A 24,827-nucleotide genomic window follows, 5' to 3' on the forward strand; every position below is an offset into this window, starting at 1 on the left:
GTCCTTCGGGGTACAATAGCCCCCAAATTCGTATTCGCCTACTAAGGAGCCCCCATGGGCTTTGTCGCTCAATTAAAAAACGTGGATTTCGGTTATGCCGATCGCCTCATCCTGGAAAACATTTCGCTGGACATTCCCAAGGGCAAAGTGGTTTCTGTCATGGGTGGCTCCGGTTCAGGCAAAACTACTTTGCTGCGCCTGATGTGCGGTCAGTACCCGGTGAATCGGGGTGAAGTGCAAGTTCTTGGCCAAAATGTGGTGACTGCAAGTACTCAGCAGCTTTATGCATTTCGAAAAAAAATCGGCGTGCTTTTTCAGTTTGGTGCCTTGTTTACTGACCTGAACGTGTTTGAGAATGTGGCGTTTCCGCTGCGCGAGCATACCAATCTGCCCGAGGCGGCCATTCGCGACCTGGTGTTGTTGAAGTTGCAAGCTGTGGGTCTTCGCGGCGCCAGCAAGCTTTTTCCTTCCGAAATTTCTGGCGGCATGAGCAGGCGCGTGGCCTTGGCCCGCGCCATCGCGCTGGATCCCGAACTGATTTTCTATGATGAACCATTTGCCGGGCTTGACCCGATTTCATTGGGCATTACGGCGAACCTCATTCGAACACTGAATGATGCTTTGGGCGCGACCTCGGTGGTGGTGACACACGATATTCATGAATCATTCGCCATCAGCGATCATGTCATCGTGATTGCAAACGGCAAAGTACTGGCACAAGGCACGCCGGCAGAGGTAGAGGCCAACGAGGACCCCTACGTTCAACAATTCATCAAGGGCTTGCCCGAAGGGCCAGTGAAGTTTCATTACCCTGCACCCGATTTGCAGGAGGACTTTGCATGAATCCGGTTCTTTGGGTGTCCAGGCTGGGTGCCAGCGTTATCGCAACAGTGGCAGGTTTGGGTGTTTTCGCGCGTTTCGTGGGCACTCTGTTCATGTTGCTTCCCAAAGCCTTGTTGCGCCCCCGGCTGATCATTGATCAAATCCATTTCATCGGCAATTACTCACTGGTCATTATTGTTGTTTCAGGGCTGTTTGTGGGTTTTGTGTTGGGCTTGCAGGGCTATTACACCTTGAACAGGTACGGTGCCGAGCAGGCCTTAGGCCTCTTGGTGGCCCTGTCACTGGTTCGTGAATTGGGTCCCGTGGTGTCTGCCTTGTTGTTTGCAGGCCGGGCTGGCACGTCGCTAACTGCCGAAATCGGTTTGATGAAAGCTGGCGAGCAGCTGACTGCCATGGAAATGATGGCGGTCGACCCCAAGGCCCGCATTGTCTCTCCACGATGGATCGCAGGTTTGATTTCCTTGCCTTTGTTGGCGGGGTTGTTCAGCGCCGTGGGCATTTTTGGCGGTTATGTGGTGGGTGTGTTGTTGATTGGTGTGGACGCGGGTGCATTTTGGTCCCAAATGCAGGCGGGCGTCGATGTGCGCGATGACATTCTCAACGGCGTGATCAAAAGCGTGGTGTTTGGTGTGGCTGTCAGCTCAATTGCCCTGTTTCAGGGCTATGCCTGTCAGCCGACACCTGAGGGCGTTTCCAGGGCGACCACCCGAACTGTGGTGATTTCTTCCCTGACCATTTTGGGTCTCGATTTCGTGCTTACAGCACTCATGTTCAGTATTTAACGGATTGAAGGTATGAAAAAGAACACGGTGGTGGATTTTTGGGTGGGCCTCTTTGTACTCATTGGTGCACTAGCCCTGGTATTTCTTGCCTTGAAGGCAGGCAATTTGAGTTCTTTCACTACAGGTGATCAATACCGGGTGACGGCTGAATTTGACAACATTGGTGGATTAAAGCCCCGTGCGCCAGTCAAAAGTGCGGGCGTCACCGTGGGTCGTGTGGCCAACATCAACCTTGATCCTGTCACTTTCCGTGCCGTAGTGGCTCTGGATTTGGAGGAGGGCTTCGAGTTTCCCAAGGACTCTTCAGCTAGAATTCTCACTTCGGGCTTGCTGGGCGAGCAATATGTCGGTATCGAGGCCGGTGGTGATCTCGAGAATTTGGCCGGTGGTGAAAAGTTTGCACGCACTCAATCCGCTGTGGTGCTTGAAAACCTGATCAGCCAGTTTTTGTTTAGCAAAGCCTCGGAAGGCGACTCCGAAAAGTGATGAAGGGGATTTGAAGTGTTAATGTCCATTCGTAAAGTGATTGTATTGCTTGGCGTGCTCGGCCTGTCCACCGCATGCACGAGCATGCGCGCCCCTTCCGAGTCAGACCCGCTGGAAGGATTCAACCGTTCCGTTGACGGATTTAACCAGGTAGTTGACAAGGCGGTGGTGAAGCCACTGGCGCAGGGTTACGACAAGGTAACGCCGCCAGAAATCAAAACCGTGATCGGAAATTTCTTTTCCAACCTTGATGACATCAGTGTTGCGGTCAACAACTTGCTGCAAGGCAAGCCCAGGGCTGCTGGAAGCGACATCACGCGTTTTGCCTTGAATACGACCATTGGTATTGTGGGCTTGGCCGATGTGGCCACCGAACTGGGGTTCCAGAAGAACGACGAGGATTTTGGCCAGACACTGGGGGTGTGGGGTGTGGGTTCAGGCCCTTACCTGGTGTTGCCCCTGCTTGGGCCCAGCACCCTGCGTGACGCACCTGCCCGGCTGGTTGATGCTCCGCTCGATCCCCTGTACCACTATGATGACGTGAGGGTTCGCAACAGTTTGCTGGTTGTGAATGTGGTGAATACGCGGGCCCGTCTGTTGCCAGCCACTGATCTGGTTGAACGTGTTGCGCTGGATCAATATGCCTTCGTGCGCGACGCCTACCTGAAACGCCGTGCCAGTTTGGTCCGAGATGGTGCCCCTGATCCCGATGAACAAGGCTATGACGATTTTGAAGAAGAGTCGCGTAGCGAGGTTCCTCAACATTTCCCACCCTTCAAGGCCGCGTTGCTACAACTTGAATCAAACAGCGCAACTTCAGGTGTGCAAGCTGGCGCGAATTCGCCAATCGGTTTGCCTGCCGACCTTCAGCAAAGCGAACGGGCCAAGACTGGCCTGGGCCTGTTGAACTGATTGGCCTTGCGCGGGTCAACCCTTGGGTAGGTGTTGCGTTTTTAGACTAATGACAAATGTTTTGGAAGAATCATGACTACAGCAGTGAATAAGTTGTTTAAATGGGTTTCGGCTGCGGCTTTGGGTTTTGGCTTGATTTCCCAGCCAGCCTTGGCGCAGGATGTGCCTGCCAACGAGTTTGTTGAAAAGTTCAGCAATGAAGTGTTGACAGAGATCAAGGCACGCAAACAAGAATTGCTGGCTGACCCCAAGAAGCTGGACGCATTGATTGACCAGAAAGTCATGCCCAATGTGAACTTTCGGAAAATGACCCAGTTGGTCGTCGGTCGTCCATGGCGAGAAGCCACGCCCGAGCAGCGTGAGCAAATTACCAAGGAGTTTCGTACCCTGTTGGTGAAAACCTATTCTGGCGCCTTGGCCCAGGTGGGTGATCAAACCCTGCAGGTAGACCGTTTGCGTGCCCGTCCCGAGGACACCGATGTGATCGTCAACAGCCGTGTTATTCAGAAAGGCGCGCCACCCGTGGATCTGGCTTACCGTGTGGAAAAGAAAGACGGCAAATGGCTGATTTATGACCTGAGTGTATTGGGTCTGTGGCTTGTTGATTCTTACAAGGCCCAATTCGGTACCGTGCTCTCCAATTCTGGCGTGGATGGTTTGATTCAGACCCTGAAAACCCTGAACGCAAAGGGTTGATATGAAAATATCGGCCGATCAGATTACCGTTCGAAACGGAGACCAGGTGATCGCCGAGGTCGCCAAGGCATTCGCCTTGGGCGACCATGTCATTGATTTTTCCGAAGTCAAGCATGTGGACTCCACTGCATTGGCCGTCCTGCTGGCGGCCAAGCGAGTGCTTAAATCAGACAAAACCCTTGAACTCCAACATCCTCCCGCGCAGCTGGACAGTTTGATCGCTGCCTACGGAGTACAATCTCTCTTCTCCTAAAACCTGTAGCACCTTTCTTGGGTGCGAGAAGTCATGTCGTTTGCGCTAGAGCTGAGCTCTGTATCCAAATATTTTGGTGAATTCCGTTCCTTGAACAATGTGTCACTCACAGTTCAGGAAGGGGAGTTTTTCGCCTTGCTCGGGCCAAACGGTGCCGGCAAAACAACGTTGATCAATATCATTGCCGGCCTAAGCCGTGCCAGTACAGGTATCGCCAAAGTCATGGGTTTTGATGTGGTGGATCAGTTTCGCGATGCGCGTCGCAGTATTGGTATCGTGCCCCAGGAATTGGTGTTTGATCCGTTTTTTTCGGTACGTGAAACCCTGCGTTTTCAGTCGGGTTACTTCGGCCTGAAGAAGAATGATGACTGGATCGACGAACTTCTGGATTCACTGAGCCTCGCAGACAAAGCCGACAACAACATGCGTACTTTGTCAGGAGGCATGAAGCGAAGGGTGATGGTTGCCCAGGCGCTTGTTCACAAACCTCCGGTGATTGTGCTGGATGAGCCTACTGCGGGTGTCGACGTGGAATTGCGTCAAACACTCTGGAAATTCATTGCAGGCTTGAACCAGAAAGGGCACACCATTCTATTGACCACCCATTACCTCGAAGAGGCGGAAACCCTGTGTAACCGCATCGCCATGTTGAAAAAGGGTGAGGTACTCACCGTGGACACCACGCCAAACCTGCTGAAGAAGCACGCCAATCAGACGCTGAACCTTCAGTTAAACGGTGTATTGCCCTCTGGTCTGCAAGCCAAGGTGTTGAAGGCCCAGGTCAGCGAAGGGCGCTACACTTTGGCATTGAATGGACCTGCAGAAATCGAGCAAATACTGGCGCAATGTCGCAAAGACCACCTGGACGTCTTGGAGTGCAGTATCGAAAAACCAGACCTCGAGGAAGTATTTGTGCAGCTGATGAGTGGGGGTTCCAAATGACTGGTTGGCAAACCCTGTTCAAAAAGGAAATTCTGCGCTTCTGGAAGGTCAGTTTTCAAACCGTGCTGGCCCCGGTGGTCACAGCTCTACTGTACCTCATGATTTTCTCGCATGTACTGGATGGCAAAGTCGAGCCTTACCCGGGCGTCAGCTATGCGGCCTTCTTGGTCCCTGGCCTGGTCATGATGTCAGTGCTTCAGAACGCATTTGCGAACTCATCCTCCAGCCTCATTCAATCAAAAATTACTGGCAACCTGGTGTTTGTGTTGTTGCCACCTTTGTCCCATCTCGAGTTTTTCTCGGCGTATGTTCTGGCCTCCATGGCCCGTGGCATTGCTGTTGGTTTGGGGGTGTTGTTGGTCACGGTCGCGTTCGTCGGTCTGCATGTGTACAACCCGGTGTGGATTCTCGTGCATGCATTGGTAGGTTCAGCCCTGCTGGGTACCATGGGCGTAATTGCAGGCATTTGGGCTGAAAAATTTGATCAGTTGGCCGCCTTCCAGAACTTCATCATTATGCCGGCTACTTTTTTGTCGGGTGTGTTCTATTCCATCCACTCCTTGCCAGCGGTGTGGCAAACCGTATCGCACTTCAATCCGTTTTTCTACCTCATAGATGGTTTTCGCTACGGCTTTTTCGGTGTAAGCGATGTCAGCCCCTGGTTTAGTCTGGCCATCGGCCTGTCCGCCTGGGCGGTTTTGACCGTAATTGCGATGCGCATGGTGACCTCTGGTTACAAATTGAGGGGATAATAGTGCTGTTGAATCAAAAGGATAGGAAAAATCATGTTGTTGCCTGAAACCGTTCGCGGCTATATTGCGCAGGGCTTGGAATGTGAGCACCTCACTGTGTCTGGTGACGGTCAGCATTTTGAGGCGGTCATCGTGGCCAGCGCATTTGAGGGACTGCGCGCCATTCAGCGCCATCAAAAAGTGTATGCAGTACTGGGTGACAGGATGCGTGCCGAAATTCACGCCCTGTCGATGAAAACATTGACGCCCGCGGAATGGGCTCAACAACAAGCGTAAAAAAGGACTGCCCTTCAATGGACTCATTTTTGGTTCGTGGCGGAAAGCCGCTTCACGGAGAAGTGTCGATTTCTGGTGCGAAGAATGCGGCCTTGCCCATTTTGTGTGCGAGTTTGCTGACTGCCGAGCCGGTCACCATTACCAACGTGCCGCGTCTTCGGGACATCAACACTTGCTTGCGTTTGCTGGGCTCTATGGGTGTTCAGTGTTTTTGGCACGGTGAGAATCAGTTGGCCTTGCGAGCAGAAGAGATTTCTGAGCCCATCGCCAGCTACGATCTGGTGAAAACCATGCGCGCCAGTATTCTGGTGCTAGGTCCCTTGGTGGCCCGCTTTGGTGAGGCCAGTGTGAGTTTGCCTGGTGGCTGTGCCATCGGGCAGCGCCCTGTTGATCAGCACATCAAAGGCCTGCAGGCAATGGGTGCCGAAATTACCATTGAAAAAGGCTACATTCATGCCAAGGCGAAGCGCCTGAAGGGCGCTCGGATTGTGACCGACATGGTAACTGTGACCGGTACCGAGAACCTGATGATGGCAGCCGCTTTGGCTGAGGGTACTACCATTATCGAAAATGCCGCCCGTGAGCCTGAAGTGGTGGACCTGGCGAAAATGCTCGTGAAGATGGGCGCAAAAATTGAAGGTATTGGCACCGACACCATTACCGTTCACGGCGTTGAAAAGCTGCATGGTTGTGAATACAAGGTGATGCCCGACCGAATCGAAGCAGGTACGTTTTTGTGTGCTGTAGCGGCTTGCGGTGGCAACATTACCTTGAACAACACCGATGCCGACAGCATGGACGCCACCATCGAAAAGCTTCGCGCCGCGGGCGTAAGCATTGAAGTGGAGGGGACAAAGATTCATGCCAGCATGAACACACGTCCCAAGGCTGTGGGCGCGCGCACAGCGCCATTTCCCGGCTTTGCAACCGACATGCAGGCCCAGTTAATGGCGGTGAACTGTGTGGCTGATGGCACAGCAGTGGTCAATGAAACCATTTTTGAGAACCGCTTTATGCACGTTCAGGAAATGGTGCGATTGGGTGCCAATATTGAAATTGAAGGCCACACGGCGATTATCAAAGGCGTTGAACGTCTCGATGGCGCCACTGTGATGGCCACCGACCTGCGCGCCTCTGCGGGCCTGGTGATTGTCGGCCTGGCGGCCAGCGATGAAACGCGAATCGACCGCATTTATCACCTGGATCGCGGGTATGACAGAATGGAAGAGAAATTGCGCAAACTGGGCGCAGATGTGACGAGAGTAGCCCAATGATTACACTGGCCCTGTCCAAGGGACGCATTTTTGAGGAAACGCTGCCCCTGCTGGAGAAAGCGGGCATTGTGCCGTCCGAAGACCCCGAAAAATCGCGCAAGCTGATTATTGGTACCAACCGTGCAGACGTACAAATCATCATCGTGCGTGCTACCGATGTGCCCACCTATGTGCAGCATGGGGCCGCCGATTTGGGTGTCGCGGGTAAAGACGTGCTGATTGAACATTCCGGTGCGGGCTTGTATCAACCACTCGATTTGAACATTGCCAAATGCCGCTTGTGTGTAGCGGCGCCTGAAGGCTTTGACTATGCCAGCGCAGTCAAGCAGGGTGCGCGTTTGCGCATCGCCACCAAGTATGTCAACAGTGCCCGCGAGCACTTCGCCAATCGCGGTGTGCATGTGGACTTGATCAAGTTGTATGGCTCTATGGAACTGGCACCATTGGTGGGCCTGGCCGATGCCATCGTGGATTTGGTCAGCACCGGCTCAACCTTGCGTGCCAACAAGCTGGTCGAGGTTGAGGAAATTTGTGAAATATCCTCCCGTTTGGTGGTCAACCAGGCGGCGTTGAAAATGAAGTACGAGGCTTTGCAACCAATTCTGGATGTGTTTACTCAAGCAGTAGCGTGAAATTTTAAAGGTAGTAGAAAATGTCTTCCCAAATTCGTCGATTGTCTACAGAAGATGCCAACTTTGCCGAGCAGTTTCGTGCATTGCTCGCTTATGAAGAACAACGCGATCCGCATGTAGAAGGTGCGGTGGCAGACATTATTCATGCGGTGCGCAAGCGCGGCGATGAGGCCTTGCTGGAGTTCACAGAAAAGTTCGATCGAGTGAAGGCCGATAGCGCAGCTGAGCTTGAAATTGGACAGGCCGAACTAAAGCAGGCTTTTGATACGCTTGACCCCGCGCAGCGCGAGGCTTTGAAAGTGGCTGCTCAGCGTGTGCGTGCTTTTCACGAGCGTCAGGTGGCAGAAAGCTGGGAATTCACTGAAGCGGACGGCACCCGCCTGGGGCAACGTATCACGCCACTTGATCGTGCCGGTTTGTATGTGCCGGGTGGCAAAGCAGCCTATCCCTCTTCGGTGTTGATGAATGCCGTACCCGCGAAAGTAGCGGGTGTGAAAGAGGTGGTCATGGTGGTGCCCACCCCCAGTGGTGTGAAAAACCAGATGGTGTTGGCCGCCGCACACCTGGCGGGTGTGGACCGCGTGTTCACCATCGGTGGAGCGCAGGCGGTGGCTGCCTTGGCCTATGGCACGCAAACCGTGCCGCGTGTAGACAAAATTGTGGGCCCGGGCAATGCCTATGTGGCTGAAGCCAAGCGTCGTGTGTTTGGTGCAGTGGGCATCGATATGATTGCAGGTCCTTCTGAAATTCTCGTGATTTGTGACGGTAGCACCAATGCCGACTGGATCGCCATGGATCTGTTCAGCCAGGCTGAACACGATGAAATGGCCCAGTCTATTTTGTTGAGCCCCAGCAAGGAATTTCTCGACAATGTGCAGGCCAGCATCAAGCGCCTCATGGACACCATGCCGCGTGCCACCGTGATTGCCACATCGCTCAAAAATCGCGGTGCCTTGATACAGGTGCGAGACATGGACGAAGCCTGCGAGCTTAGCAACCAGATTGCACCCGAACATCTGGAGTTGAGTGTGCAGGACCCGGACGCCTGGGTTGGGAAATTACGCCACGCCGGTGCCATTTTCATGGGCCCCTACAGCAGCGAATCGCTGGGCGATTATTGCGCAGGCCCCAACCACGTGTTGCCTACTGCGGGCACCGCGCGGTTTAGCTCGCCCTTGGGTGTGTACGATTTCCAAAAAAGAAGCAGCATTATTTTTGCCAGCCGTGAAGGCGCCAGCACGTTGGGTGAAGTGGCTGCCGAGTTGGCCTATGGTGAAGGCTTGCCAGCCCACGCGCGCTCTGCAGAGTATCGCGTAGGCCCGAAATTCAGAAAGGCAGACTAAGCGCACCATGAGCCTACTTCAAAAAACAATTCGTGCTGATGTGCAGGCCACCAATGCTTACGTGGTGGCTCCTTCGGCCGGCATGTTGAAGCTGGACGCCATGGAGAATCCCCAGGGCATGCCTGCAGCTTTGCTGGATGAGCTTGCGCAGCAGTTAAAAAATGCGGAGCTGAACCGATACCCCGCACCCAAGGCACTTGAGCTTGAAGCCGCCTTGCGCGCCTGCACGGCAATACCCAAAGCGGCCCATGTGCTGTTTGGCAATGGCTCCGACGAATTGATTGATCTGATCATTCGTGCCTGCTGCATGCCCGGCGATGCGGTGTTGTCGCCCGTGCCCACTTTTGTGATGTATGCGGTGTACAGCCAGTGGAGCCATGCCCGTTTTGTGGGTGTCGACCTCAATGCGGATTTCAGCCTGAATATGCCGGCCATGTTGAAGGCCATCGCAACCAACAAACCCAAGGTGGTGTTTTTGGCCTATCCCAACAACCCCACCGGTGTGGCCTTGCGCGAGGCAGAAATTGTTCAAATCATCGAAGCCACGCCGGGTTTGGTGGTTGTCGATGAGGCCTACGAGGCTTTTGCCGATGCATCCTTCATGGCCCGAGTGCTTGAATTTCCCAATGTGCTGGTCTTGCGAACCTTTTCCAAACTTGGCTTGGCCGGAGCGCGGTTGGGTTATGCCGTGGCCAGCCCTGCCTGGGTGGAGCAAATCGACAAAGTACGCCCACCGTACAACGTCAACGTACTGACGCGAATTGCGGTTCAATTTGCCCTCGAACATTTTGAAGCTTTTGAGGCCCAGGCCCGGTTGCTTCGGGATCAACGCGATGTGCTGACTGAATCCCTGAAAAACCTCAAAATACCCAACGGCGACGTTGAAGTGTTTGATTCTTACGCCAATTTTGTGCTTTTCCGCATCCCGAATGCGCTTGAAGTCTTTGAAGCCCTGAAAAACAAGGGTATCTTGGTGAAGTACGTGGGCAAGGCCCACCCTTTGTTGCAAAATTGCTTGCGCGTGACCGTGAGTACCCCGCAAGAGAATCAGCAGTTTTTGGTGGCTGTTCAACAATCCATCGACGAAGTGGCCACGAAGGCCGCATAACCTTTTAGACAATCATGAGAACCGCAGAAGTTACCCGCAATACCCTGGAAACCCAGATCACCGTGAAAATCAATCTGGACGGTACAGGCGAGCGCCACCTCGACACTGGCGTGCCATTTTTGGACCATATGCTGGAACAAATTTCGCGCCACGGCTTGTTCGATCTTCATATTGTGGCCAAGGGTGACCTGCACATTGATGCTCACCACACTGTGGAAGACACCGGAATTACGCTGGGCATGGCATTGACGAAAGCCTTGGGTGACAAGAAAGGAATTGTTCGCTACGGCCACAGCTATGTGCCGCTGGATGAGGCTTTGTCGCGCGTGGTGATCGATCTCTCCGGGCGTCCTGGTCTGCATCAGGATATTCCCTTCACACGAGCCAGCATCGGCCAATTTGATGTTGACCTGGTGTTTGAATTTTTCCAAGGGTTTGTGAACCACGCCCTGTGCACCCTGCACATCGACAACTTGAAGGGTGTGAACTCACACCATCAGTGTGAAACTGTATTCAAGGCTTTTGGTCGCGCCCTTCGCATGGCTGTGGCTATTGATGAACGTCAACAGGGAGCCATCCCCAGTACCAAGGGTGCTTTGTGAGTCTAGTTGCCGTTGTTGATTACGGCATGGGCAACCTGCGTTCGGTGGCCCAGGCCTTGCAGCACGTAAAGCTCGAAAACCAGGAAATCAGGATCACCGACGACCCCGCCTTGATTGATCAGGCCAGCAGGGTGGTATTGCCTGGTCAGGGCGCCATGCCGGATTGCATGAAAGCCCTGCGCGAATCGGGCTTGATGGAGGCTGTGTATCGCGCTGCTGAATCGAAACCCTTGTTTGGTGTGTGCGTTGGTGAGCAAATGATGATGGAACGCAGCGCTGAAGGTCCCGCCGAGTGTCTTGCCCTGTTTCCAGGCGATGTCGTGAGGTTCGACCCTCGTTTGACCGTGGAGTGCGGTCTGAAGGTGCCCCACATGGGCTGGAACCAGGTGAATCAGCGCATCAGGCACCCCATGTGGGACGGCATTGAAAACGGCGCGTGGTTTTATTTTGTGCACAGTTACCACGTCAACCCGGTCAATCCGGAACACGTTGCAGGCGAAACGGACTACGGTGTTCGCTTTACCTGCGCCATTGCACGGGATAACATCTTTGCAACACAGTTTCATCCTGAAAAAAGCGCTGAAGACGGCTTAAGGCTGTATTCAAACTTTTTAAGATGGAACCCCTGAGTTTTTACCGATCCTTTTTTCACTCACTTGAATAGTTAACAACACAGTCTCATGTTACTCATTCCAGCAATCGACCTGAAAGACGGTCAGTGTGTTCGCCTGAAGCAAGGCAATATGGACGATGCCACCATTTTCTCGGCAGACCCGGTCGAAATGGCCATGAAATGGGTTGAAAGTGGCGCGCGCCGCCTGCACCTGGTCGATTTGAACGGCGCCATAGCCGGCAAGCCTGTGAATGAGGGTGTCATTATTGACATTCTGGATGCTGTGGGTGGTGCCATTCCGGTGCAACTGGGTGGTGGTATTCGTGACCTCGACACGATTGAACGTTACCTGGACGATGGCCTGAGCTATGTGATCATTGGTACGGCCGCCGTGAAGAATCCTGGTTTTTTGCACGACGCGTGCGGTGCGTTTCCCGGTCAAATTATAGTGGGCCTGGATGCCAAAGACGGCAAAGTGGCCACTGATGGCTGGAGCAAGATTTCCGGCCATGATGTGGTTGATCTGGCCAAGAAGTACGAAGGTTATGGCGTGGAAGCCATTATTTACACCGACATTGGTCGCGACGGCATGTTGGGCGGTGTGAACATTGAAGCCACCGTCCGTCTGGCCAACGCCTTGACCATTCCCGTGATTGCATCAGGGGGTATTACCAATCTGGATGATGTCAAACAGTTGTGCGAAGTTGAGCATGAAGGTGTGATGGGTGCTATTTGCGGTCGCTCTATTTATGAGGGCACTCTTGATTTTGCCAAGGGTCAGGCCCTGGCCGATGAATTGAACGGAAAGTCTTACTAATGCTTGCCAGCCGCATCATTCCCTGCCTCGACGTCACAGCAGGCAGGGTGGTCAAAGGCGTCAATTTTGTAGAACTGCGCGATGCGGGCGATCCCGTAGAAATTGCGCGTCGCTATGACGAGCAGGGCGCTGACGAACTGACGTTTCTGGATATCACTGCCTCATCGGACGACCGGGACCTGATTTTGCATGTAATTGAAGCCGTGGCCAGTCAGGTGTTCATTCCATTGACCGTGGGCGGCGGAGTGCGAAAGGTAGAAGACGTGCGCAGGCTGCTGAATGCGGGCGCCGATAAAATCAGCATCAACACCTCTGCCGTTAACAATCCTGATCTGGTGGGCGAGGCGGCCACCAAGTACGGTTCCCAATGCATTGTCGTGGCGATTGATGCCAAGGCCAAAAGCAATGGAGAGCCGGGTTGGGAGGTTTACACCCATGGTGGACGAAAGCCCACTGGGCTTGATGCGGTTCAATGGGCCCGCAGAATGCAGGCCTTGGGCGCTGGGGAATTGTTATTGACCAGCATGGACCGCGATGGCACCAAAATCGGTTTCAATCTGGAATTGACCCGAGCAGTGTCCGATGCTGTGAGCATTCCTGTGATCGCCAGCGGTGGTGTGGGTAACCTGGACCATCTCGTGGATGGGGTGATCAAGGGCAAGGCCAGTGCAGTGTTGGCCGCCAGCATTTTCCACTACGGCGAGTACACGGTTCAGCAGGCCAAAGCCCACATGGCCAAGGCCGGCATTACAGTTCGGCTGTAAAAGGGGGTATCGCCATGAGCAAGGACGTAGTCCTCACCGAGAACTGGCTGGACAGTGTCAGTTTCGACGAAAAGGGGTTGGTGAATGTGGTTGCTCAAGACCACCTCAGTAAACGGGTGTTGATGGTCGCGTGGATGAACCGTGAGGCCCTTGAAATTACTGCCAGCACTGGTTTTGCAACGTATTTTTCACGTTCGCGCGGTAAACTGTGGCACAAGGGTGAAGAATCGGGCAACCAGCAAAAGGTGAAGGAAATTCGCCTGGACTGTGATGGCGACGTGCTGGTGCTGATGGTGGAACAAGTGGGCGGTGTCGCTTGTCACACAGGCCGTGAAAGCTGCTTTTATTATGCGCTGGAAGTTGAGCAGGGTGGAAAGCCAAAGTGGGTTGCCAAAGACCCAGTGCTCAAGAATCCTTCCGACATGTACGGCAAAAAATAAGGAATGAACAAGCATGACTGACCTTGAAAAAGCGTCTGGAGACTTGCTCGAGCGTCTGACGAGGGTATTGGAAGAACGCAAGCAGGCCAGTCCGGATCAGTCCTACGTGGCGAAGTTGCACCACAAGGGGCAGGATGCGATTTTGAAGAAGATCGGTGAGGAGTCTTGTGAACTGGTGATGGCGTCCAAAGATCAAGACCCCGCGAAAGTGATCGCTGAAACAGCCGACTTGTGGTTTCACAGCCTCGTGTTATTGGGCTGGCACGGTTTGACCGCTGCCGATGTACTGACCGAACTGGATCGCCGTATGGGTTTGTCGGGTTTGGTTGAAAAGGCCAACCGGCCCCAATAAATACTCGAATAAGGGATGAGACATGTCAGATTGCATTTTCTGCAAGATTGTCGCTGGGGAAATCCCTAGCAGAAAAGTATATGAAGACGAGGATATCCTCGCGTTTCACGACATCAAGCCAGCTGCACCCGTGCACTTTCTGATTATTCCGAAAAAGCACATTCCCACGCTGGCCGATGCCACTGAAGAAGACATTCCTGTGATGGGAAAAATAATGACCATCGCGGGTCAATTGGCCAAGCAAGAAGGGTGTCATGATGGTTTCAGGACCATTGTGAACACCGGGCGGGTAGGTTGCCAAGAGGTGTATCATGTTCATGTGCACATACTTGGCGGCAATAAACCATTGGGTGTGATGCTTGGCATGCCAGCCTTGTAACGCAACGAGACACGAAAAACATATCAGGAGTAAGTCATGGGTTCATTTAGCATTTGGCACTGGGTGATTGTGCTGGTTATCGTGATGTTGGTGTTTGGCACCAAGAAGTTGCGCAACATCGGATCTGATCTGGGTGGTGCAGTGAAGGGTTTCAAAGACGGCATGAAGGAAGGCGGTTCTGAGGGCGAGCAAAATGCCGCCAAACTCGCGGATGGCAATGCCAAGAAGTCCGACACGATTGATGTTGAAGCCAAAGAGAAATCCTCCAGCTAATTTTCCCTATTTGCGGCGCGCAGCATGTTCGACATTGCTTTCTCGGAAATGCTTATCATCGCAGTGATCGCGCTGCTGGTGATAGGCCCTGAAAAATTGCCCAAGGTGGCCAAAACGGTGGGCCACCTGTTGGGCAAGGCCCAGCGTTACGTGAGTGACGTGAAGTCTGAAATCAATCGGGAAATGGAAATCGACGAGTTGCGCAAGTTGCAGGCAGAAATGCAAACTGCAGCGCGTAAGGTTGAGGGCGATGTACAAACCACCTTGCGAGACACCGAGGCTGATTTGAACAAATCGGTAAAGTCGATCGAAGATGATATTGCGGAACTCGAGAACAGCAAGCCAGCCGCCTCGTCCGGGACCGCATCAACGACACAATCTCCGTCCAAGGCGGAAGAGCCAGCGCCAGCGCAATCCGTGGGGCCTGCCCCCAAGGTAGAGGCCAAATAACAAGGTGCATGGGTAATGAGTCAGCAAGAAAATTTTGTCAGCCACCTGGTCGAATTGCGCGATCGCTTGTTGCGTGCGGTGGTGGGTTTTTTGGTCGTTTTTATTGCCTTGATGGCTTACCCGGGTGCTGCCTATATCTTTGATTTGTTGGCCCTGCCCATTCAAAGCGCTCTGCCGGAAGGCACCAAGATGATTGCCACGGGTGTAATCACTCCCTTCATGGTGCCCGTAAAGCTCACTGCCATGGTGGCTTTTGTGATTTCTCTGCCCATCCTGCTGTATCAGGCTTGGGCTTTTATTGCGCCCGGTCTGTATCAACACGAGAAAAAAATGGCTTTGCCCATTATTTTTTCGAGCACAGTGCTGTTTCTCGTGGGTATCGCTTTCTGTCATTTCATTGTATTTGGCAAGGTGTTTGCCTTCATCAATGATTTTGCTCCGCAAAGTATTACGCCTGCACCGGACATCGAAGCCTACATGAGCTTCGTGTTGACCATGTTCATGGCCTTTGGCATGACTTTCGAGGTGCCCATTGTGGTGGTGGTGTTGGTCTACCTAGGCGTAGTGACCGTGGAAAAGCTGGTGGAAATTCGCGGGTATGTGATTGTGGGCGCATTTGTGATCGCTGCCATCGTCACGCCTCCCGATGTAATGTCTCAGTTATTTCTGGCCATTCCCATTTGTATTTTGTATGAGGTGGGCATTCTGTTTGCCAAAATTATCGGCAAACAGCGTCAGCAAATTCTGGAATAAGTCAGAACATAAGTCAGGCAGTGTGGGGCCTTGAGGATCTATCAAGGCCGTTTCAAAAAGTCACCTGGCTTTGGACGCACGCCGATCTCAATCATGACTGTTTCGGGTTTGCCATCGCGCAACAACTCCACTGATTTTTTCTCGCCCGGTGCGTAGGCCGCGATTTGGTTCAGCATCTGTGTAGTGTCGGTGATTTTTTTGTCGTCCAGCTTCAGCAGAATATCGCCCACTTTCAAGCCAGCCTTGTCGGCGGGCCCATCTTTCACGATACCCGCAATAATGACGCCGTCTTTTTGTGGCAAATCAAATGCCGAGGCCAGTTCTTCGGTGATGTTTTGTTGCTCCACACCGATGTAACCACGTGTCACCGTGCCGGTGCGCACAATCTGGTTCAACACGCCTTGAACAGTTTTGGCCGGGATGGCAAAGCCGATACCCAGTGAGCCCCCAGAACGGCTGTAGATGGCGGTGTTGATACCCAGCAGGTTACCTGCAGTGTCCACCAGCGCGCCACCCGAGTTGCCCGGGTTGATCGCCGCGTCGGTTTGAATGAAGTTTTCAAACGTATTAATGCCAACATGGTTTCGACCCAGCGCACTCACAATGCCCATAGTGACGGTTTGGCCCACGCCAAAGGGATTGCCCATGGCTAGAACCACGTCGCCCACCCGTACTGTCTCATCGGCGGCAAATTTCAGGCTAGGAAGGTTATCAAGTTTGATCCGAAGCACTGCAAGGTCAGTTTCGGGGTCGGTTCCCACCAGCTCGGCTTTGGTGGTTCGTCCATCGTTCAGGCTGACTTCAATTTCATCGGCTGCTTCAACCACATGCTGGTTGGTCACAATCAAACCATCGCTGTTCACAATGACGCCCGAGCCCAGGCTTGAGGCCTGTTCCTCTTGCTCAAACTGTTCTTCAAGTTCGTCTCCGAAAAACTTCCGAATTTCGGGATCTTCAAAGAAGGGGTGTTTGGGGAGATTGCCTGCGCGCTTGCTGGTGAAAATATTTACCACCGCAGGCATGGCTGTGTCCACGGCATGACGGTAGCCAGCCACTCCTTCAGGCTGGGCTGTTTGATAAGCCGGCTTTTGCAGCCAGTTGGGTACCCACTCTGGGCGCAGTACTTCGGTGATGAAATACAATGCAAGAAGTACGGTTAAGGCCTGAGCAAAGGTCAGCCAGAGTTTTTTCAACATATCAAGAATGCAGGGGTGCGCCGTTGGCTTCAGTGGATCGGAATTTACTGGAACATGACTTGCGGGAATTGCTGGATCAGGCTCGCATGTCAGATTATTGCCCAAATGGGCTGCAGTTGGAAGGCAGGCCCCGTATTCAACGGCTGTTGACGGGAGTCACTGCGTCCAAGGCGCTGATTGAACTGGCGATTGAATTGAATGCCGATGCAATTCTGGTGCACCATGGCCTGATGTGGAAAGGTGACCCCCAGGTCGTGACCGGGTTTCGCAAAGAACGACTCCAACTGGCGCTGGCTCATGATTTGAATGTGTTTGCGTACCACTTGCCGCTGGACAAACACCCTGAACTGGGCAACAACGCCCAGTTGGGGAAAATGCTGGGTTGGCCCAGCACCCGCGTTGTAGGCGACAAAGGCTTGATTCACATGGGTGAGTTACCCGCAGCAGTCCCATTGCAGCAATTGGTGGACAAGGTTGGTTCCGTGTTGGGGCATCGTGTCTGTGTGGAAGGGGCCGATGACCCACACCGTTTGATACGAACCGTGGCTTGGTGCACGGGTGGCGCACCAGGCTATGTCGAGGACTCTGCACTGCAAGGTGCTGATTTATACCTGACCGGTGAGTTGTCTGAGCCTGCCGTGCATGTGGCCCGTGAATGCAATGTCAGTTTGCTGGGCGCTGGTCACCATGCCACAGAACGTTGTGGTGTGAAGGCTTTGGGGGAATGGATTGCACAACGATATGGAATTGAAGTCACATTCCGGGATTTGTTCGTCGCGGTTTAGATGTTTTCTAATGTATGGCTGTAAATGTTTCTGTCGATTCGGCATTTGATGGAATTTCTCCCCAAAACTGTTCCTTGTTTCAAGCTTGGTGGGGTACAATCTCCGGTTGCATGGATCACTGGATTTTACTTTCGGGGTTATTTTGATGAGCAATAATCAACCTGTAGACAAAGAACGTCGCGTATGGATGATCGCTTGCGGCGCAGCGGGTGGTGTAGCGGCTGCAGCAACTGGTGGCGCGTTTCTGACTTCAATGGCACCTTCCGAGCGTGCGAAAGCCGCTGGTGCGCCCGTTGAGCTTGATATCTCTGGCATGCAGCCAGGCGACATGAAAACTGTCGAATGGCGTGGAAAGCCAGTGTGGGTGGTGCGTCGTGACCCCTCCATGGTTGAAGCCTTGCCTCAGTTGAATGACCAGCTGGCCGATCCCAACTCAGAACGCAGCCCAGATCAGTTGACACCCGAGTACGCACGTAACGTTCATCGCTCAATCAAGCCCGAATACCTGGTAGCCGTTGGCATTTGCTCACACCTCGGTTGTTCGCCCTCTGCGCGTTTTGAACCTGGCCCCCAGCCAAGCCTGCCTGATGACTGGCAAGGCGGCTTTTTCTGTCCTTGTCACGGTTCAACGTTCGATCTGGCTGGTCGCGTTTATGCTGGTAAGCCCGCTCCGGACAACTTGGAAGTGCCACCCCACAAATATTTGTCAGACACCAAGTTGTTGATCGGTGTAGACGAGAACAACGCCTGACATTTGAGAGCGAGGAGTAGTAATTATGGCGGCAGACAAAAAAGTCGAAACAACAGGCGTGTTGGGCTGGATTGACCAGCGCTTTCCCCTGACCTCGACCTACAAAGCGCATTTGTCCGAGTACTATGCGCCTAAAAACTTCAACTTCTGGTACTTCTTTGGCTCACTGGCCTTGCTGGTGTTGGTCATCCAGATCGTTACCGGTATTTTCCTGGTCATGCATTACAAGCCCGATGCGGCCAAGGCATTCCAGTCCGTGGAGTACATCATGCGCGATGTGCCTTGGGGCTGGCTTGTTCGTTACATGCACTCCACAGGCGCATCCATGTTCTTCGTGGTGGTTTATCTGCACATGATGCGTGGCTTGTTGTACGGCTCTTATCGCAAACCACGTGAACTGATCTGGATCTTCGGTGTTGCGATCTTCCTGTGTCTGATGGCCGAGGCGTTCTTTGGTTATCTGCTGCCTTGGGGTCAAATGAGCTACTGGGGTGCTCAGGTGATTGTGAACCTGTTCTCCGCCATTCCGGTGATTGGTCCTGATTTGGCCATCTGGATTCGTGGTGATTATGTGGTTTCCGATGCCACCTTGAACCGCTTCTTCTCCTTCCACGTCATCGCAATTCCACTGGTGTTGCTGGGCCTGGTTGCAGCTCACCTGGTTGCTTTGCACGAAGTGGGTTCGAACAACCCCGACGGTGTTGAAATCAAGGAAAAGAAAGACGCGAATGGCAAGCCTTTGGATGGCATTCCGTTCCACCCTTACTACACGGTGCATGACATTTTGGGTGTAGGCGTGTTCTTGATGGTGTTCTCAGCGATTGTATTTTTTGCGCCTGAAATGGGTGGTTACTTCCTGGAATATAACAACTTCATTCCGGCTGACCCATTGAAGACGCCTGCACACATTGCACCTGTCTGGTATTTCACACCGTTCTACTCCATTCTGCGTGCAATTACCTTCCCGTTCCTGGGTCTGGATGCGAAGTTTTGGGGTGTGGTGGCCATGGGTGGCGCAGTGGTGATCCTGTTCTTCCTGCCTTGGTTGGACAAGAGCCCCGTGAAGTCAATCCGTTATCGTCCAGCCATGCACAAGTGGATTTACGCAGTGTTCGTAATCAACTTCATCGTGTTGGGTTATCTGGGCGTGAAGCCACCATCAGATGTTGGTCAAATCGTTTCCCAGATTGGTACCCTGTACTATTTCCTGTTCTTCCTGGCCATGCCGTGGTGGTCAAAGCTGGGCACATTCAAGCCAGTGCCTGACCGTGTTGTGTTTCAACCGCACTGATGATTGCGCACCAAGCTGACTGGACGACGAACTGGAGAAGATAGGATTAAATGATGAAAAAAATACTGGCTTTGTTGGCGCTTGTTCCCTCACTGGTTTTCAGTGCGGGCAGTAATTACCCATTGGACAAGGCGCCTGACTTGACAAACGACCTGGCTGCGCTACAGCGCGGCGCCAAGTTGTTTTCCAACTACTGTTTGAATTGCCACTCTGCAGAGAGCATGCGCTACAACCGCTTGCGTGACATTGGTTTGACCGATGAGCAGATCAAGGAAAACCTGATGTTCGCCACGGACAATGTGGGCGATACCATGACCATTGCCATGGATCCAAAGGATGCCAAGAAGTGGTTCGGTGCAGCACCTCCCGATTTGTCCCTGATCGCACGTTCACGTGCCTCTGCAAACGGCCCCGGCGCTGACTACATTTACACTTACCTGCGTACTTATTACCGTGATCCTTCCAAGCCCACTGGCTGGAACAACATGGCTTTCCCGAACGTCGGCATGCCGCATGTGTTGTGGGAACTGCAGGGTGAACAAGTGGCCAAGTATGAAGAGGTGCCAGCCGGTTATGGCAAGGAAGGTACTGTTCAGAAGTTCGTTGGATTTGAGGTGACTAAGCCCGGCACCATGACTCAGGTGGAATACGACCAGGCCATGGCTGACCTCACCAGTTTCTTGGTGTATATGGCTGAACCTGTGCGCGAAGACCGCTTCAAGTTGGGCGTGATTGTGCTGTTGTTCTTCGGCGTGTTTACCATTTTTGCCTGGCGCTTGAACGCCGCTTACTGGAAAGACATCAAGTAAGCTTTTTGGCTTAATCATGTACAGGCTGGGGTGTTTGCTCGCCCCGGCCATTTTTTGTTTTGGGATGACAACATTATGATGGTTCTTTACTCTGGAACGACCTGCCCGTTTTCTCAGCGTTGCCGGTTCGTTTTGCATGAAAAAGGCATGGATTTCGAGATCAAGGACATTGATTTGTTCAACCGGCCTGATGACATCAGTGTGATGAACCCTTACAGTCAGGTGCCAATTCTTGTTGAACGTGATTTGATTCTGTACGAATCAAACATCATCAACGAGTATATCGACGAGCGTTTTCCCCATCCCCAACTGATGCCTGCGGACCCAGTGATGCGTGCGCGTACTCGCTTGTTCTTATTCAATTTCGAGCGAGAGTTGTTCCAACATGTGAGTGTGTTGGAGAAGGCCGGTAACCCCAAGGCCATGGACAAAGCCAAGTCGGCGATTCGCGAGCAGTTGACCCAACTTGCGCCGGTATTTGTGAAAAGCAAATACATGCTGGGAGAGGAGTTTTCCATGCTGGACGTTGCCTTGGCACCGCTGTTGTGGCGTTTGGAGCACTATGGCATTGAGTTGCCAAAGTCTGCTGCGCCATTGATGAAGTATGCCGAACGCATTTTCGCGAAACCTGCATTTATTGATGCATTGACACCCTCTGAAAAGGTAATGCGTCGTTAATTGAAGTTTCATTGCGAAGCTGTCCGGAAACGTCGAGGAAAAAGTTGTGACTGAAGTATCTACAAAGCCTTATTTGATTCGAGCCATTCACGAATGGTGTGTCGACAATGGCTACACGCCTTACCTCGCCGTGGCTGTGAATGAAAAAACCCAGGTGCCAAAAGAGTTTGTCAAGGCGGGGGAGATTGTGCTGAATACGTCTCCTTTGGCCACCAACAAATTGAGTCTTGGCAATGCCGCGATTGAGTTTGAGGCCCGGTTCGGTGGCGTGGTTCGAGAAATCTTTGTGCCGATCGAGCAGATCAGTGCTATTTACGCGCGCGAGAATGGCCACGGAATGGCTTTTGAAGTGTTGAAGCCATTGGCCGAGATTGAAGGTGATGGAAACGAGGCTGTTCAATTCATTCTCGATGAAGAGGATGAGCCAGTTTCACAGGATTCGGAAGATAAACCGGCGGGTTTGCGTTCAGTTTCCGGTGCATCGGAAGATCCGCAGCCTTTGTCTGTGGCTAAAACGGATAAATCTGATGAAAAAACACCAAAAAAACCCGGGCAGAAGAAAAAAAATCATCTGACTCGAGTAAAATAGCGCTTCTCTTAAGTGCCGCTTTAGCTCAGTTGGTAGAGCAACCGCCTTGTAAGCGGTAGGTCGTCAGTTCGAATCCGACAAGCGGCACCATTCTTCTCCCGGTTTCTTGGGAAATCATCCAAGCTTTTTTCTGTCGTACACGTGATGATGCGTCCTGCGTTGGCGTCTATTGCCAATTCGACGTGGTTTGCTTGTGCCCCTCTGGGTCGGTGACTTGGGAGCTGAACTTGAACGGTCGCTGCTGCTGTTTGTTGCGCAACTCGGCATGTGTTACTTGTGCCGCACTGAACTGGTGATTTAAGAGCTGAACTTGAAGGGTCCCCGCTGCCCGAAAACTTGGCATTTCGGCTTGTCGTCTTGAGCCTGCACTAAGCCAAGCCCTCCAAAAGTCACGGTCGGGTCTTGGCTTTCGCGCCAGGGCGCGATCGTTGGTCTCTGCGCGCCAAGCCGGCAAGTTTTCTGACTGGTCATCGTGCGACCCATTGCAAGTTCAGCTCCTCGCACTCCCGTGCAGCGCTTCGCCATCACCACGCAACTCGCAGCTGTGTTCAATGGTCAATCGGCACTGGCGAATCTGCACCACTTCACAGCTCACGTACGGATATGCTGCCCAATCGGCGGCGGTGTTTCGATCGCTTCGCCTTCAAGAAAACCTGCCCTTGCGTGCCGAGCAGTGCCGGTGTTGCCCAGCATGGGCAACAGAGAACGGACCCGACCCGCTTTTTTGGAGGGCCGTTCTCAGGCATCGCGAGGCTCAGCAAGGGGTCAACAGGTTTTCTGGCGAGAGATCGGAACCCAAGCCGATCGGGCAGTTAACCGGCAGGCGAGAGATCGGAACCCAAGCAGATTGGGCGATGAAGAGGCTGCAAGAGATCGGAACCCAAGCCGATTGGGCAGTTCACCGGCAGGTGAGAGATCAGAACCCACGCCAATTGCGCTCAAACCCTTTACACTGTGCGCATTGTATTTACCGCAGCAACCCACAGCGATGCCCAAACCCAAAAGAAACCCCCTAGATACACTTGAGCTTAAGCCAGGCCAGTCCATCGAACTGTTGAAGGCGTTGCACATTGTGACGCGAGAAGGTGGCATTAACCAGGACAGCCGGAGAAAGCTAAAGCAGGTGTATCACCTGACCCATTTCATTGAACCGTTGATTGACGAAGTGCGCAAAGCCAATCACGGTGGTTTGTATCTGGTAGATCATGGCGCCGGCAAGTCGTATCTCGGGTTTATTCTGTATGACCTTTACATGAAACAGAACCCAGAAGGCGCGATAGTGGCTGGTGTGGAAACACGGCAAGAGTTGGTTGACAAGTCCAATGCACTGGCAAAACAGCTTGGATTTGATGCTGGTATGCGGTTCATGAATTTGCCGGTTGCGCAGGCCACAGACCATCCTGATTTGCCTGACACAGTCGATATTGTGACGGCGCTTCACGCCTGCAATACCGCGACAGATGATGCGATCTCATTCGGGTTGAAAAAACAGGCGAAGTTTATGGCTTTGGTGCCATGTTGTCAGGCTGAAGTGGCGGCGCATTTGCGCAAAAACAAAGCCAGCCAGCTGGGTAAAACCAGTTTGGTGGAAATGTGGCGCCACCCCCTACACACCCGGGAATTCGGAAGCCAGCTCACCAATGTGCTGCGTTGCCTGCAACTGGAGGCCTATGGTTATCAGGTGACTGTGACCGAGTTGGTGGGTTGGGAGCACTCGATGAAAAATGAGTTGATTATTGCCAAGAAGCATCAGCGGTCGAACCCCAAGGCTGCGCAGCGATTGCGCAGTATGTTGGTTGAGTTGGGGCTGGATGGTGAAGAGGTTTTGCAGGAGCGCTTTCACGTGCCAGCCTGGAACGATGAGGTGGATGAGGCTGCCCGAAACGTTGTTTGATCACCCAGAAAACGCTGGCAAAGCGCAATCAGTCAGGTGCTGTTTTTGAGCCCTTGCCATTCGCTGCGCTGCACATTGGGTAGCCCCAGTAGTTGGAGCGCATGCTGGGCGGTGTCAGTTACCATGGCGTCGATGTTGGCCGGGCGCTGGTACAGTGCCGGCACCGGTGGCATGATGATTCCACCCATTTCCGTCACGCTGACCATGTTGCGAAGATGCGCCAAATTCAGCGGAGTTTCTCGAGGCAGCAAGACCAGGCGGCGTCGCTCTTTCAGCACAACATCCGCGGCACGGGTAATCAGGTTGTTCGACAAGCCGTGCGCCACAGCAGCCAAAGTGTGCATGGAGCAGGGCGCAATCACCATGCCCATGGACGGGTAGGAGCCACTGGCGATGCAGTTGCCCACTTGTTTGGGTGAGTGCACCACATGGGCTTTCGCTTCAATCTCCTCCTTGCTCAAGTCGCTTTCACTGGCCACGGTAAGCCAGCCAGAAGACGAGACGACCAGATGAATTTCCGTGTCGCCACGGGCTCTGAGCAAGTCGAGAATTTTCAAACCGTACAACGCACCGCTGGCACCTGTGATGGCCACAGTGATGGATTGTTTGAATTGGGGGGCGAGGGTGCTGCTCAAGATGGGGTGCCTGAAGGTGGCCGCACGTCAATTCGCGCGACCAGTTTCACGATTTACTCAGATTTGGTGGATGCATTGGCGGCGGCGATCAATGCCTGCAGCTCGCCGCTTTGGTACATCTCGGTCATGATGTCACAACCGCCCAAAAACTCACCGTTCACGTAAAGCTGTGGAATGGTGGGCCAGTTGGCGTAGTCCTTGATGCCCTGACGAATTTCGGGGTCGTCCAGTACGTTTACCGTGACTACTTTTTCAGCCTCGCAGGCTTTCAGGATTTGAATGGCGCGACCAGAAAACCCGCACATGGGGAACTGCGCTGTTCCTTTCATGAACAAAACCACGGGATGGCTGGTAACGGTTTCGTGAATGGAATCGCGAACGCTCATAAAAACTTCCTTTCAGTTGGATGAATTGCTACAACCCTGTAGTGTAATGGAAGTGGGTATAAAACGCTCGT

General features: G+C 53.1%; 33 protein-coding genes and 1 tRNA gene. 31 read left to right on the plus strand and 3 right to left on the minus strand.

All coding sequences use genetic code 11. The annotated features are described in order from the left end of the window. Window positions 1-54: 54 nt before the first annotated feature. The 23 genes from A0129_RS02110 (at window position 55) to tatC (ending at window position 15,742) form a co-directional block, all read left to right on the plus strand. Window positions 55-843: an ABC transporter ATP-binding protein gene (locus A0129_RS02110; protein WP_291712004.1), complete on the plus strand. Its 789-nt coding sequence runs from the start codon at window positions 55-57 to the stop codon at window positions 841-843. Further along, window positions 840-1,625, plus strand: coding sequence for a lipid asymmetry maintenance ABC transporter permease subunit MlaE (gene mlaE / locus A0129_RS02115; protein WP_291712007.1), 786 nt, complete (start codon window positions 840-842; stop codon window positions 1,623-1,625). The genes A0129_RS02110 and mlaE overlap by 4 nt, the downstream gene beginning before the upstream one ends. 12 nt (window positions 1,626-1,637) lie before the next feature. Next, window positions 1,638-2,111 carry an outer membrane lipid asymmetry maintenance protein MlaD gene (gene mlaD, locus A0129_RS02120; protein ID WP_291712009.1) on the plus strand — a complete coding sequence of 158 codons (474 nt, stop codon included), beginning with the start codon at window positions 1,638-1,640 and terminating at the stop codon, window positions 2,109-2,111. A gap of 21 nt (window positions 2,112-2,132) precedes the next feature. Continuing rightward, complete coding sequence (locus A0129_RS02125) at window positions 2,133-3,023, plus strand: VacJ family lipoprotein (protein ID WP_291712011.1); 891 nt, start codon at window positions 2,133-2,135, stop codon at window positions 3,021-3,023. Between the two features lie 72 nt (window positions 3,024-3,095). Continuing rightward, window positions 3,096-3,719, plus strand: coding sequence for a phospholipid-binding protein MlaC (locus tag A0129_RS02130; RefSeq protein WP_291712013.1), 624 nt, complete (start codon window positions 3,096-3,098; stop codon window positions 3,717-3,719). 1 nt (window position 3,720) lies between these two features. Continuing rightward, window positions 3,721-3,972 carry a lipid asymmetry maintenance protein MlaB gene (locus A0129_RS02135; RefSeq protein WP_291712015.1) on the plus strand — a complete coding sequence of 84 codons (252 nt, stop codon included), beginning with the start codon at window positions 3,721-3,723 and terminating at the stop codon, window positions 3,970-3,972. 33 nt (window positions 3,973-4,005) lie between these two features. Continuing rightward, window positions 4,006-4,914, plus strand: coding sequence for an ABC transporter ATP-binding protein (locus A0129_RS02140; RefSeq protein ID WP_291712017.1), 909 nt, complete (start codon window positions 4,006-4,008; stop codon window positions 4,912-4,914). Continuing rightward, window positions 4,911-5,666, plus strand: a complete 756-nt coding sequence (locus tag A0129_RS02145) for an ABC transporter permease (protein WP_291712019.1) — start codon at window positions 4,911-4,913, stop codon at window positions 5,664-5,666. The genes A0129_RS02140 and A0129_RS02145 overlap by 4 nt, the downstream gene beginning before the upstream one ends. A 30-nt stretch (window positions 5,667-5,696) precedes the next feature. Beyond that, complete coding sequence (locus A0129_RS02150) at window positions 5,697-5,942, plus strand: BolA/IbaG family iron-sulfur metabolism protein (RefSeq protein WP_040512074.1); 246 nt, start codon at window positions 5,697-5,699, stop codon at window positions 5,940-5,942. Between the two features lie 17 nt (window positions 5,943-5,959). Then, on the plus strand, window positions 5,960-7,216 hold the full coding sequence (gene murA, locus A0129_RS02155; protein WP_291712021.1) for a UDP-N-acetylglucosamine 1-carboxyvinyltransferase: 1,257 nt from the start codon (window positions 5,960-5,962) through the stop codon (window positions 7,214-7,216). Further along, window positions 7,213-7,848: an ATP phosphoribosyltransferase gene (gene hisG, locus A0129_RS02160; RefSeq protein ID WP_008247881.1), complete on the plus strand. Its 636-nt coding sequence runs from the start codon at window positions 7,213-7,215 to the stop codon at window positions 7,846-7,848. The genes murA and hisG overlap by 4 nt, the downstream gene beginning before the upstream one ends. A gap of 20 nt (window positions 7,849-7,868) precedes the next feature. Then, entirely contained in the window at window positions 7,869-9,191 is a 1,323-nt protein-coding gene (gene hisD / locus A0129_RS02165) for a histidinol dehydrogenase (RefSeq protein WP_291712024.1), read from the plus strand. 7 nt (window positions 9,192-9,198) lie between these two features. Beyond that, window positions 9,199-10,299: a histidinol-phosphate transaminase gene (hisC, locus tag A0129_RS02170; RefSeq protein ID WP_291712026.1), complete on the plus strand. Its 1,101-nt coding sequence runs from the start codon at window positions 9,199-9,201 to the stop codon at window positions 10,297-10,299. A 14-nt stretch (window positions 10,300-10,313) separates the two neighbouring features. After that, window positions 10,314-10,901: an imidazoleglycerol-phosphate dehydratase HisB gene (gene hisB, locus A0129_RS02175; protein WP_291712028.1), complete on the plus strand. Its 588-nt coding sequence runs from the start codon at window positions 10,314-10,316 to the stop codon at window positions 10,899-10,901. Continuing rightward, on the plus strand, window positions 10,898-11,530 hold the full coding sequence (gene hisH, locus A0129_RS02180; RefSeq protein WP_291712030.1) for an imidazole glycerol phosphate synthase subunit HisH: 633 nt from the start codon (window positions 10,898-10,900) through the stop codon (window positions 11,528-11,530). The genes hisB and hisH overlap by 4 nt, the downstream gene beginning before the upstream one ends. A 51-nt stretch (window positions 11,531-11,581) precedes the next feature. Next, window positions 11,582-12,331: a 1-(5-phosphoribosyl)-5-[(5-phosphoribosylamino)methylideneamino]imidazole-4-carboxamide isomerase gene (gene hisA, locus A0129_RS02185; RefSeq protein WP_138515702.1), complete on the plus strand. Its 750-nt coding sequence runs from the start codon at window positions 11,582-11,584 to the stop codon at window positions 12,329-12,331. After that, window positions 12,331-13,095, plus strand: a complete 765-nt coding sequence (gene hisF / locus A0129_RS02190; RefSeq protein ID WP_291712032.1) for an imidazole glycerol phosphate synthase subunit HisF — start codon at window positions 12,331-12,333, stop codon at window positions 13,093-13,095. Before hisA ends, hisF begins: the two co-directional genes overlap by 1 nt. Window positions 13,096-13,109: 14 nt before the next feature. Further along, entirely contained in the window at window positions 13,110-13,535 is a 426-nt protein-coding gene (gene hisI, locus A0129_RS02195) for a phosphoribosyl-AMP cyclohydrolase (RefSeq protein WP_291712034.1), read from the plus strand. Window positions 13,536-13,548: 13 nt separating this feature from the next. Continuing rightward, window positions 13,549-13,887: a phosphoribosyl-ATP diphosphatase gene (locus tag A0129_RS02200; RefSeq protein WP_291712036.1), complete on the plus strand. Its 339-nt coding sequence runs from the start codon at window positions 13,549-13,551 to the stop codon at window positions 13,885-13,887. Between the two features lie 22 nt (window positions 13,888-13,909). Next, window positions 13,910-14,266, plus strand: a complete 357-nt coding sequence (locus A0129_RS02205) for a histidine triad nucleotide-binding protein (RefSeq protein WP_275270366.1) — start codon at window positions 13,910-13,912, stop codon at window positions 14,264-14,266. Window positions 14,267-14,302: 36 nt separating this feature from the next. Next, entirely contained in the window at window positions 14,303-14,539 is a 237-nt protein-coding gene (gene tatA / locus A0129_RS02210) for a Sec-independent protein translocase subunit TatA (RefSeq protein WP_138515691.1), read from the plus strand. 24 nt (window positions 14,540-14,563) lie between these two features. Further along, on the plus strand, window positions 14,564-14,989 hold the full coding sequence (gene tatB / locus A0129_RS02215) for a Sec-independent protein translocase protein TatB (protein WP_291712039.1): 426 nt from the start codon (window positions 14,564-14,566) through the stop codon (window positions 14,987-14,989). 15 nt (window positions 14,990-15,004) lie between these two features. Then, window positions 15,005-15,742, plus strand: a complete 738-nt coding sequence (tatC, locus tag A0129_RS02220) for a twin-arginine translocase subunit TatC (RefSeq protein ID WP_291712041.1) — start codon at window positions 15,005-15,007, stop codon at window positions 15,740-15,742. Between the two features lie 41 nt (window positions 15,743-15,783). On the opposite strand, the gene A0129_RS02225 is transcribed toward tatC, so the two are convergent. After that, entirely contained in the window at window positions 15,784-16,938 is a 1,155-nt protein-coding gene (locus tag A0129_RS02225) for a S1C family serine protease (protein ID WP_291712043.1), read from the minus strand. 32 nt (window positions 16,939-16,970) lie between these two features. Here A0129_RS02225 and A0129_RS02230 point away from each other — a divergent pair, with 32 nt between their 5' ends. From A0129_RS02230 to A0129_RS02265, 8 genes are all read left to right on the plus strand, one after another. Beyond that, the gene (locus tag A0129_RS02230) at window positions 16,971-17,723 is read left to right on the plus strand and encodes a Nif3-like dinuclear metal center hexameric protein (RefSeq protein ID WP_291712068.1); all 753 of its coding nucleotides are present in this window, start codon (window positions 16,971-16,973) and stop codon (window positions 17,721-17,723) included. A 145-nt stretch (window positions 17,724-17,868) separates the two neighbouring features. Beyond that, a complete protein-coding gene (gene petA / locus A0129_RS02235; RefSeq protein ID WP_291712045.1) occupies window positions 17,869-18,474 on the plus strand; it encodes a ubiquinol-cytochrome c reductase iron-sulfur subunit in 606 nt (201 codons plus the stop codon). Between the two features lie 25 nt (window positions 18,475-18,499). Further along, a complete protein-coding gene (locus A0129_RS02240; RefSeq protein ID WP_291712047.1) occupies window positions 18,500-19,765 on the plus strand; it encodes a cytochrome bc complex cytochrome b subunit in 1,266 nt (421 codons plus the stop codon). A 50-nt stretch (window positions 19,766-19,815) separates the two neighbouring features. Beyond that, on the plus strand, window positions 19,816-20,574 hold the full coding sequence (locus tag A0129_RS02245; RefSeq protein ID WP_291712048.1) for a cytochrome c1: 759 nt from the start codon (window positions 19,816-19,818) through the stop codon (window positions 20,572-20,574). Between the two features lie 75 nt (window positions 20,575-20,649). Next, entirely contained in the window at window positions 20,650-21,252 is a 603-nt protein-coding gene (locus A0129_RS02250) for a glutathione S-transferase N-terminal domain-containing protein (protein ID WP_105029704.1), read from the plus strand. Window positions 21,253-21,298: 46 nt separating this feature from the next. Continuing rightward, window positions 21,299-21,841: a ClpXP protease specificity-enhancing factor gene (locus A0129_RS02255; protein ID WP_291712049.1), complete on the plus strand. Its 543-nt coding sequence runs from the start codon at window positions 21,299-21,301 to the stop codon at window positions 21,839-21,841. Between the two features lie 14 nt (window positions 21,842-21,855). Then, a tRNA-Thr gene (locus A0129_RS02260) sits at window positions 21,856-21,931 on the plus strand. A gap of 898 nt (window positions 21,932-22,829) precedes the next feature. After that, window positions 22,830-23,735: an SAM-dependent methyltransferase gene (locus A0129_RS02265; RefSeq protein WP_291712051.1), complete on the plus strand. Its 906-nt coding sequence runs from the start codon at window positions 22,830-22,832 to the stop codon at window positions 23,733-23,735. A gap of 32 nt (window positions 23,736-23,767) precedes the next feature. Here the strand turns inward: A0129_RS02265 and A0129_RS02270 are convergent, their stop codons facing one another. Next, entirely contained in the window at window positions 23,768-24,370 is a 603-nt protein-coding gene (locus A0129_RS02270) for a UbiX family flavin prenyltransferase (protein ID WP_291712052.1), read from the minus strand. A gap of 53 nt (window positions 24,371-24,423) precedes the next feature. Further along, window positions 24,424-24,756, minus strand: a complete 333-nt coding sequence (gene grxD / locus A0129_RS02275; protein ID WP_291712054.1) for a Grx4 family monothiol glutaredoxin — start codon at window positions 24,754-24,756, stop codon at window positions 24,424-24,426. Between the last annotated feature and the right edge of the window lie 71 nt (window positions 24,757-24,827).

Origin of the sequence: Limnobacter sp. CACIAM 66H1 (assembly GCF_001601825.1) — a bacterium.
Classification (GTDB): domain Bacteria; phylum Pseudomonadota; class Gammaproteobacteria; order Burkholderiales; family Burkholderiaceae_B; genus Limnobacter.

Coding starts and splice junctions, on each gene's coding strand:
- A0129_RS02250 (WP_105029704.1), top strand. CDS start 20,650: ATGATGGTTCTTTACTCTGGAACGACCTGCCCGTTTTCTCAGCGTTGC.
- A0129_RS02225 (WP_291712043.1), bottom strand. CDS start 16,938: ATGTTGAAAAAACTCTGGCTGACCTTTGCTCAGGCCTTAACCGTACTT.
- hisB (WP_291712028.1), top strand. CDS start 10,314: ATGAGAACCGCAGAAGTTACCCGCAATACCCTGGAAACCCAGATCACC.
- hisC (WP_291712026.1), top strand. CDS start 9,199: ATGAGCCTACTTCAAAAAACAATTCGTGCTGATGTGCAGGCCACCAAT.
- A0129_RS02135 (WP_291712015.1), top strand. CDS start 3,721: ATGAAAATATCGGCCGATCAGATTACCGTTCGAAACGGAGACCAGGTG.
- A0129_RS02245 (WP_291712048.1), top strand. CDS start 19,816: ATGATGAAAAAAATACTGGCTTTGTTGGCGCTTGTTCCCTCACTGGTT.
- A0129_RS02265 (WP_291712051.1), top strand. CDS start 22,830: ATGCCCAAACCCAAAAGAAACCCCCTAGATACACTTGAGCTTAAGCCA.
- hisG (WP_008247881.1), top strand. CDS start 7,213: ATGATTACACTGGCCCTGTCCAAGGGACGCATTTTTGAGGAAACGCTG.
- grxD (WP_291712054.1), bottom strand. CDS start 24,756: ATGAGCGTTCGCGATTCCATTCACGAAACCGTTACCAGCCATCCCGTG.
- tatB (WP_291712039.1), top strand. CDS start 14,564: ATGTTCGACATTGCTTTCTCGGAAATGCTTATCATCGCAGTGATCGCG.
- hisI (WP_291712034.1), top strand. CDS start 13,110: ATGAGCAAGGACGTAGTCCTCACCGAGAACTGGCTGGACAGTGTCAGT.
- hisD (WP_291712024.1), top strand. CDS start 7,869: ATGTCTTCCCAAATTCGTCGATTGTCTACAGAAGATGCCAACTTTGCC.
- A0129_RS02110 (WP_291712004.1), top strand. CDS start 55: ATGGGCTTTGTCGCTCAATTAAAAAACGTGGATTTCGGTTATGCCGAT.
- A0129_RS02125 (WP_291712011.1), top strand. CDS start 2,133: ATGTCCATTCGTAAAGTGATTGTATTGCTTGGCGTGCTCGGCCTGTCC.
- A0129_RS02130 (WP_291712013.1), top strand. CDS start 3,096: ATGACTACAGCAGTGAATAAGTTGTTTAAATGGGTTTCGGCTGCGGCT.
- A0129_RS02240 (WP_291712047.1), top strand. CDS start 18,500: ATGGCGGCAGACAAAAAAGTCGAAACAACAGGCGTGTTGGGCTGGATT.
- A0129_RS02205 (WP_275270366.1), top strand. CDS start 13,910: ATGTCAGATTGCATTTTCTGCAAGATTGTCGCTGGGGAAATCCCTAGC.
- tatC (WP_291712041.1), top strand. CDS start 15,005: ATGAGTCAGCAAGAAAATTTTGTCAGCCACCTGGTCGAATTGCGCGAT.
- murA (WP_291712021.1), top strand. CDS start 5,960: ATGGACTCATTTTTGGTTCGTGGCGGAAAGCCGCTTCACGGAGAAGTG.
- A0129_RS02140 (WP_291712017.1), top strand. CDS start 4,006: ATGTCGTTTGCGCTAGAGCTGAGCTCTGTATCCAAATATTTTGGTGAA.
- petA (WP_291712045.1), top strand. CDS start 17,869: ATGAGCAATAATCAACCTGTAGACAAAGAACGTCGCGTATGGATGATC.
- A0129_RS02145 (WP_291712019.1), top strand. CDS start 4,911: ATGACTGGTTGGCAAACCCTGTTCAAAAAGGAAATTCTGCGCTTCTGG.
- hisF (WP_291712032.1), top strand. CDS start 12,331: ATGCTTGCCAGCCGCATCATTCCCTGCCTCGACGTCACAGCAGGCAGG.
- A0129_RS02200 (WP_291712036.1), top strand. CDS start 13,549: ATGACTGACCTTGAAAAAGCGTCTGGAGACTTGCTCGAGCGTCTGACG.
- tatA (WP_138515691.1), top strand. CDS start 14,303: ATGGGTTCATTTAGCATTTGGCACTGGGTGATTGTGCTGGTTATCGTG.
- hisA (WP_138515702.1), top strand. CDS start 11,582: ATGTTACTCATTCCAGCAATCGACCTGAAAGACGGTCAGTGTGTTCGC.
- mlaE (WP_291712007.1), top strand. CDS start 840: ATGAATCCGGTTCTTTGGGTGTCCAGGCTGGGTGCCAGCGTTATCGCA.
- mlaD (WP_291712009.1), top strand. CDS start 1,638: ATGAAAAAGAACACGGTGGTGGATTTTTGGGTGGGCCTCTTTGTACTC.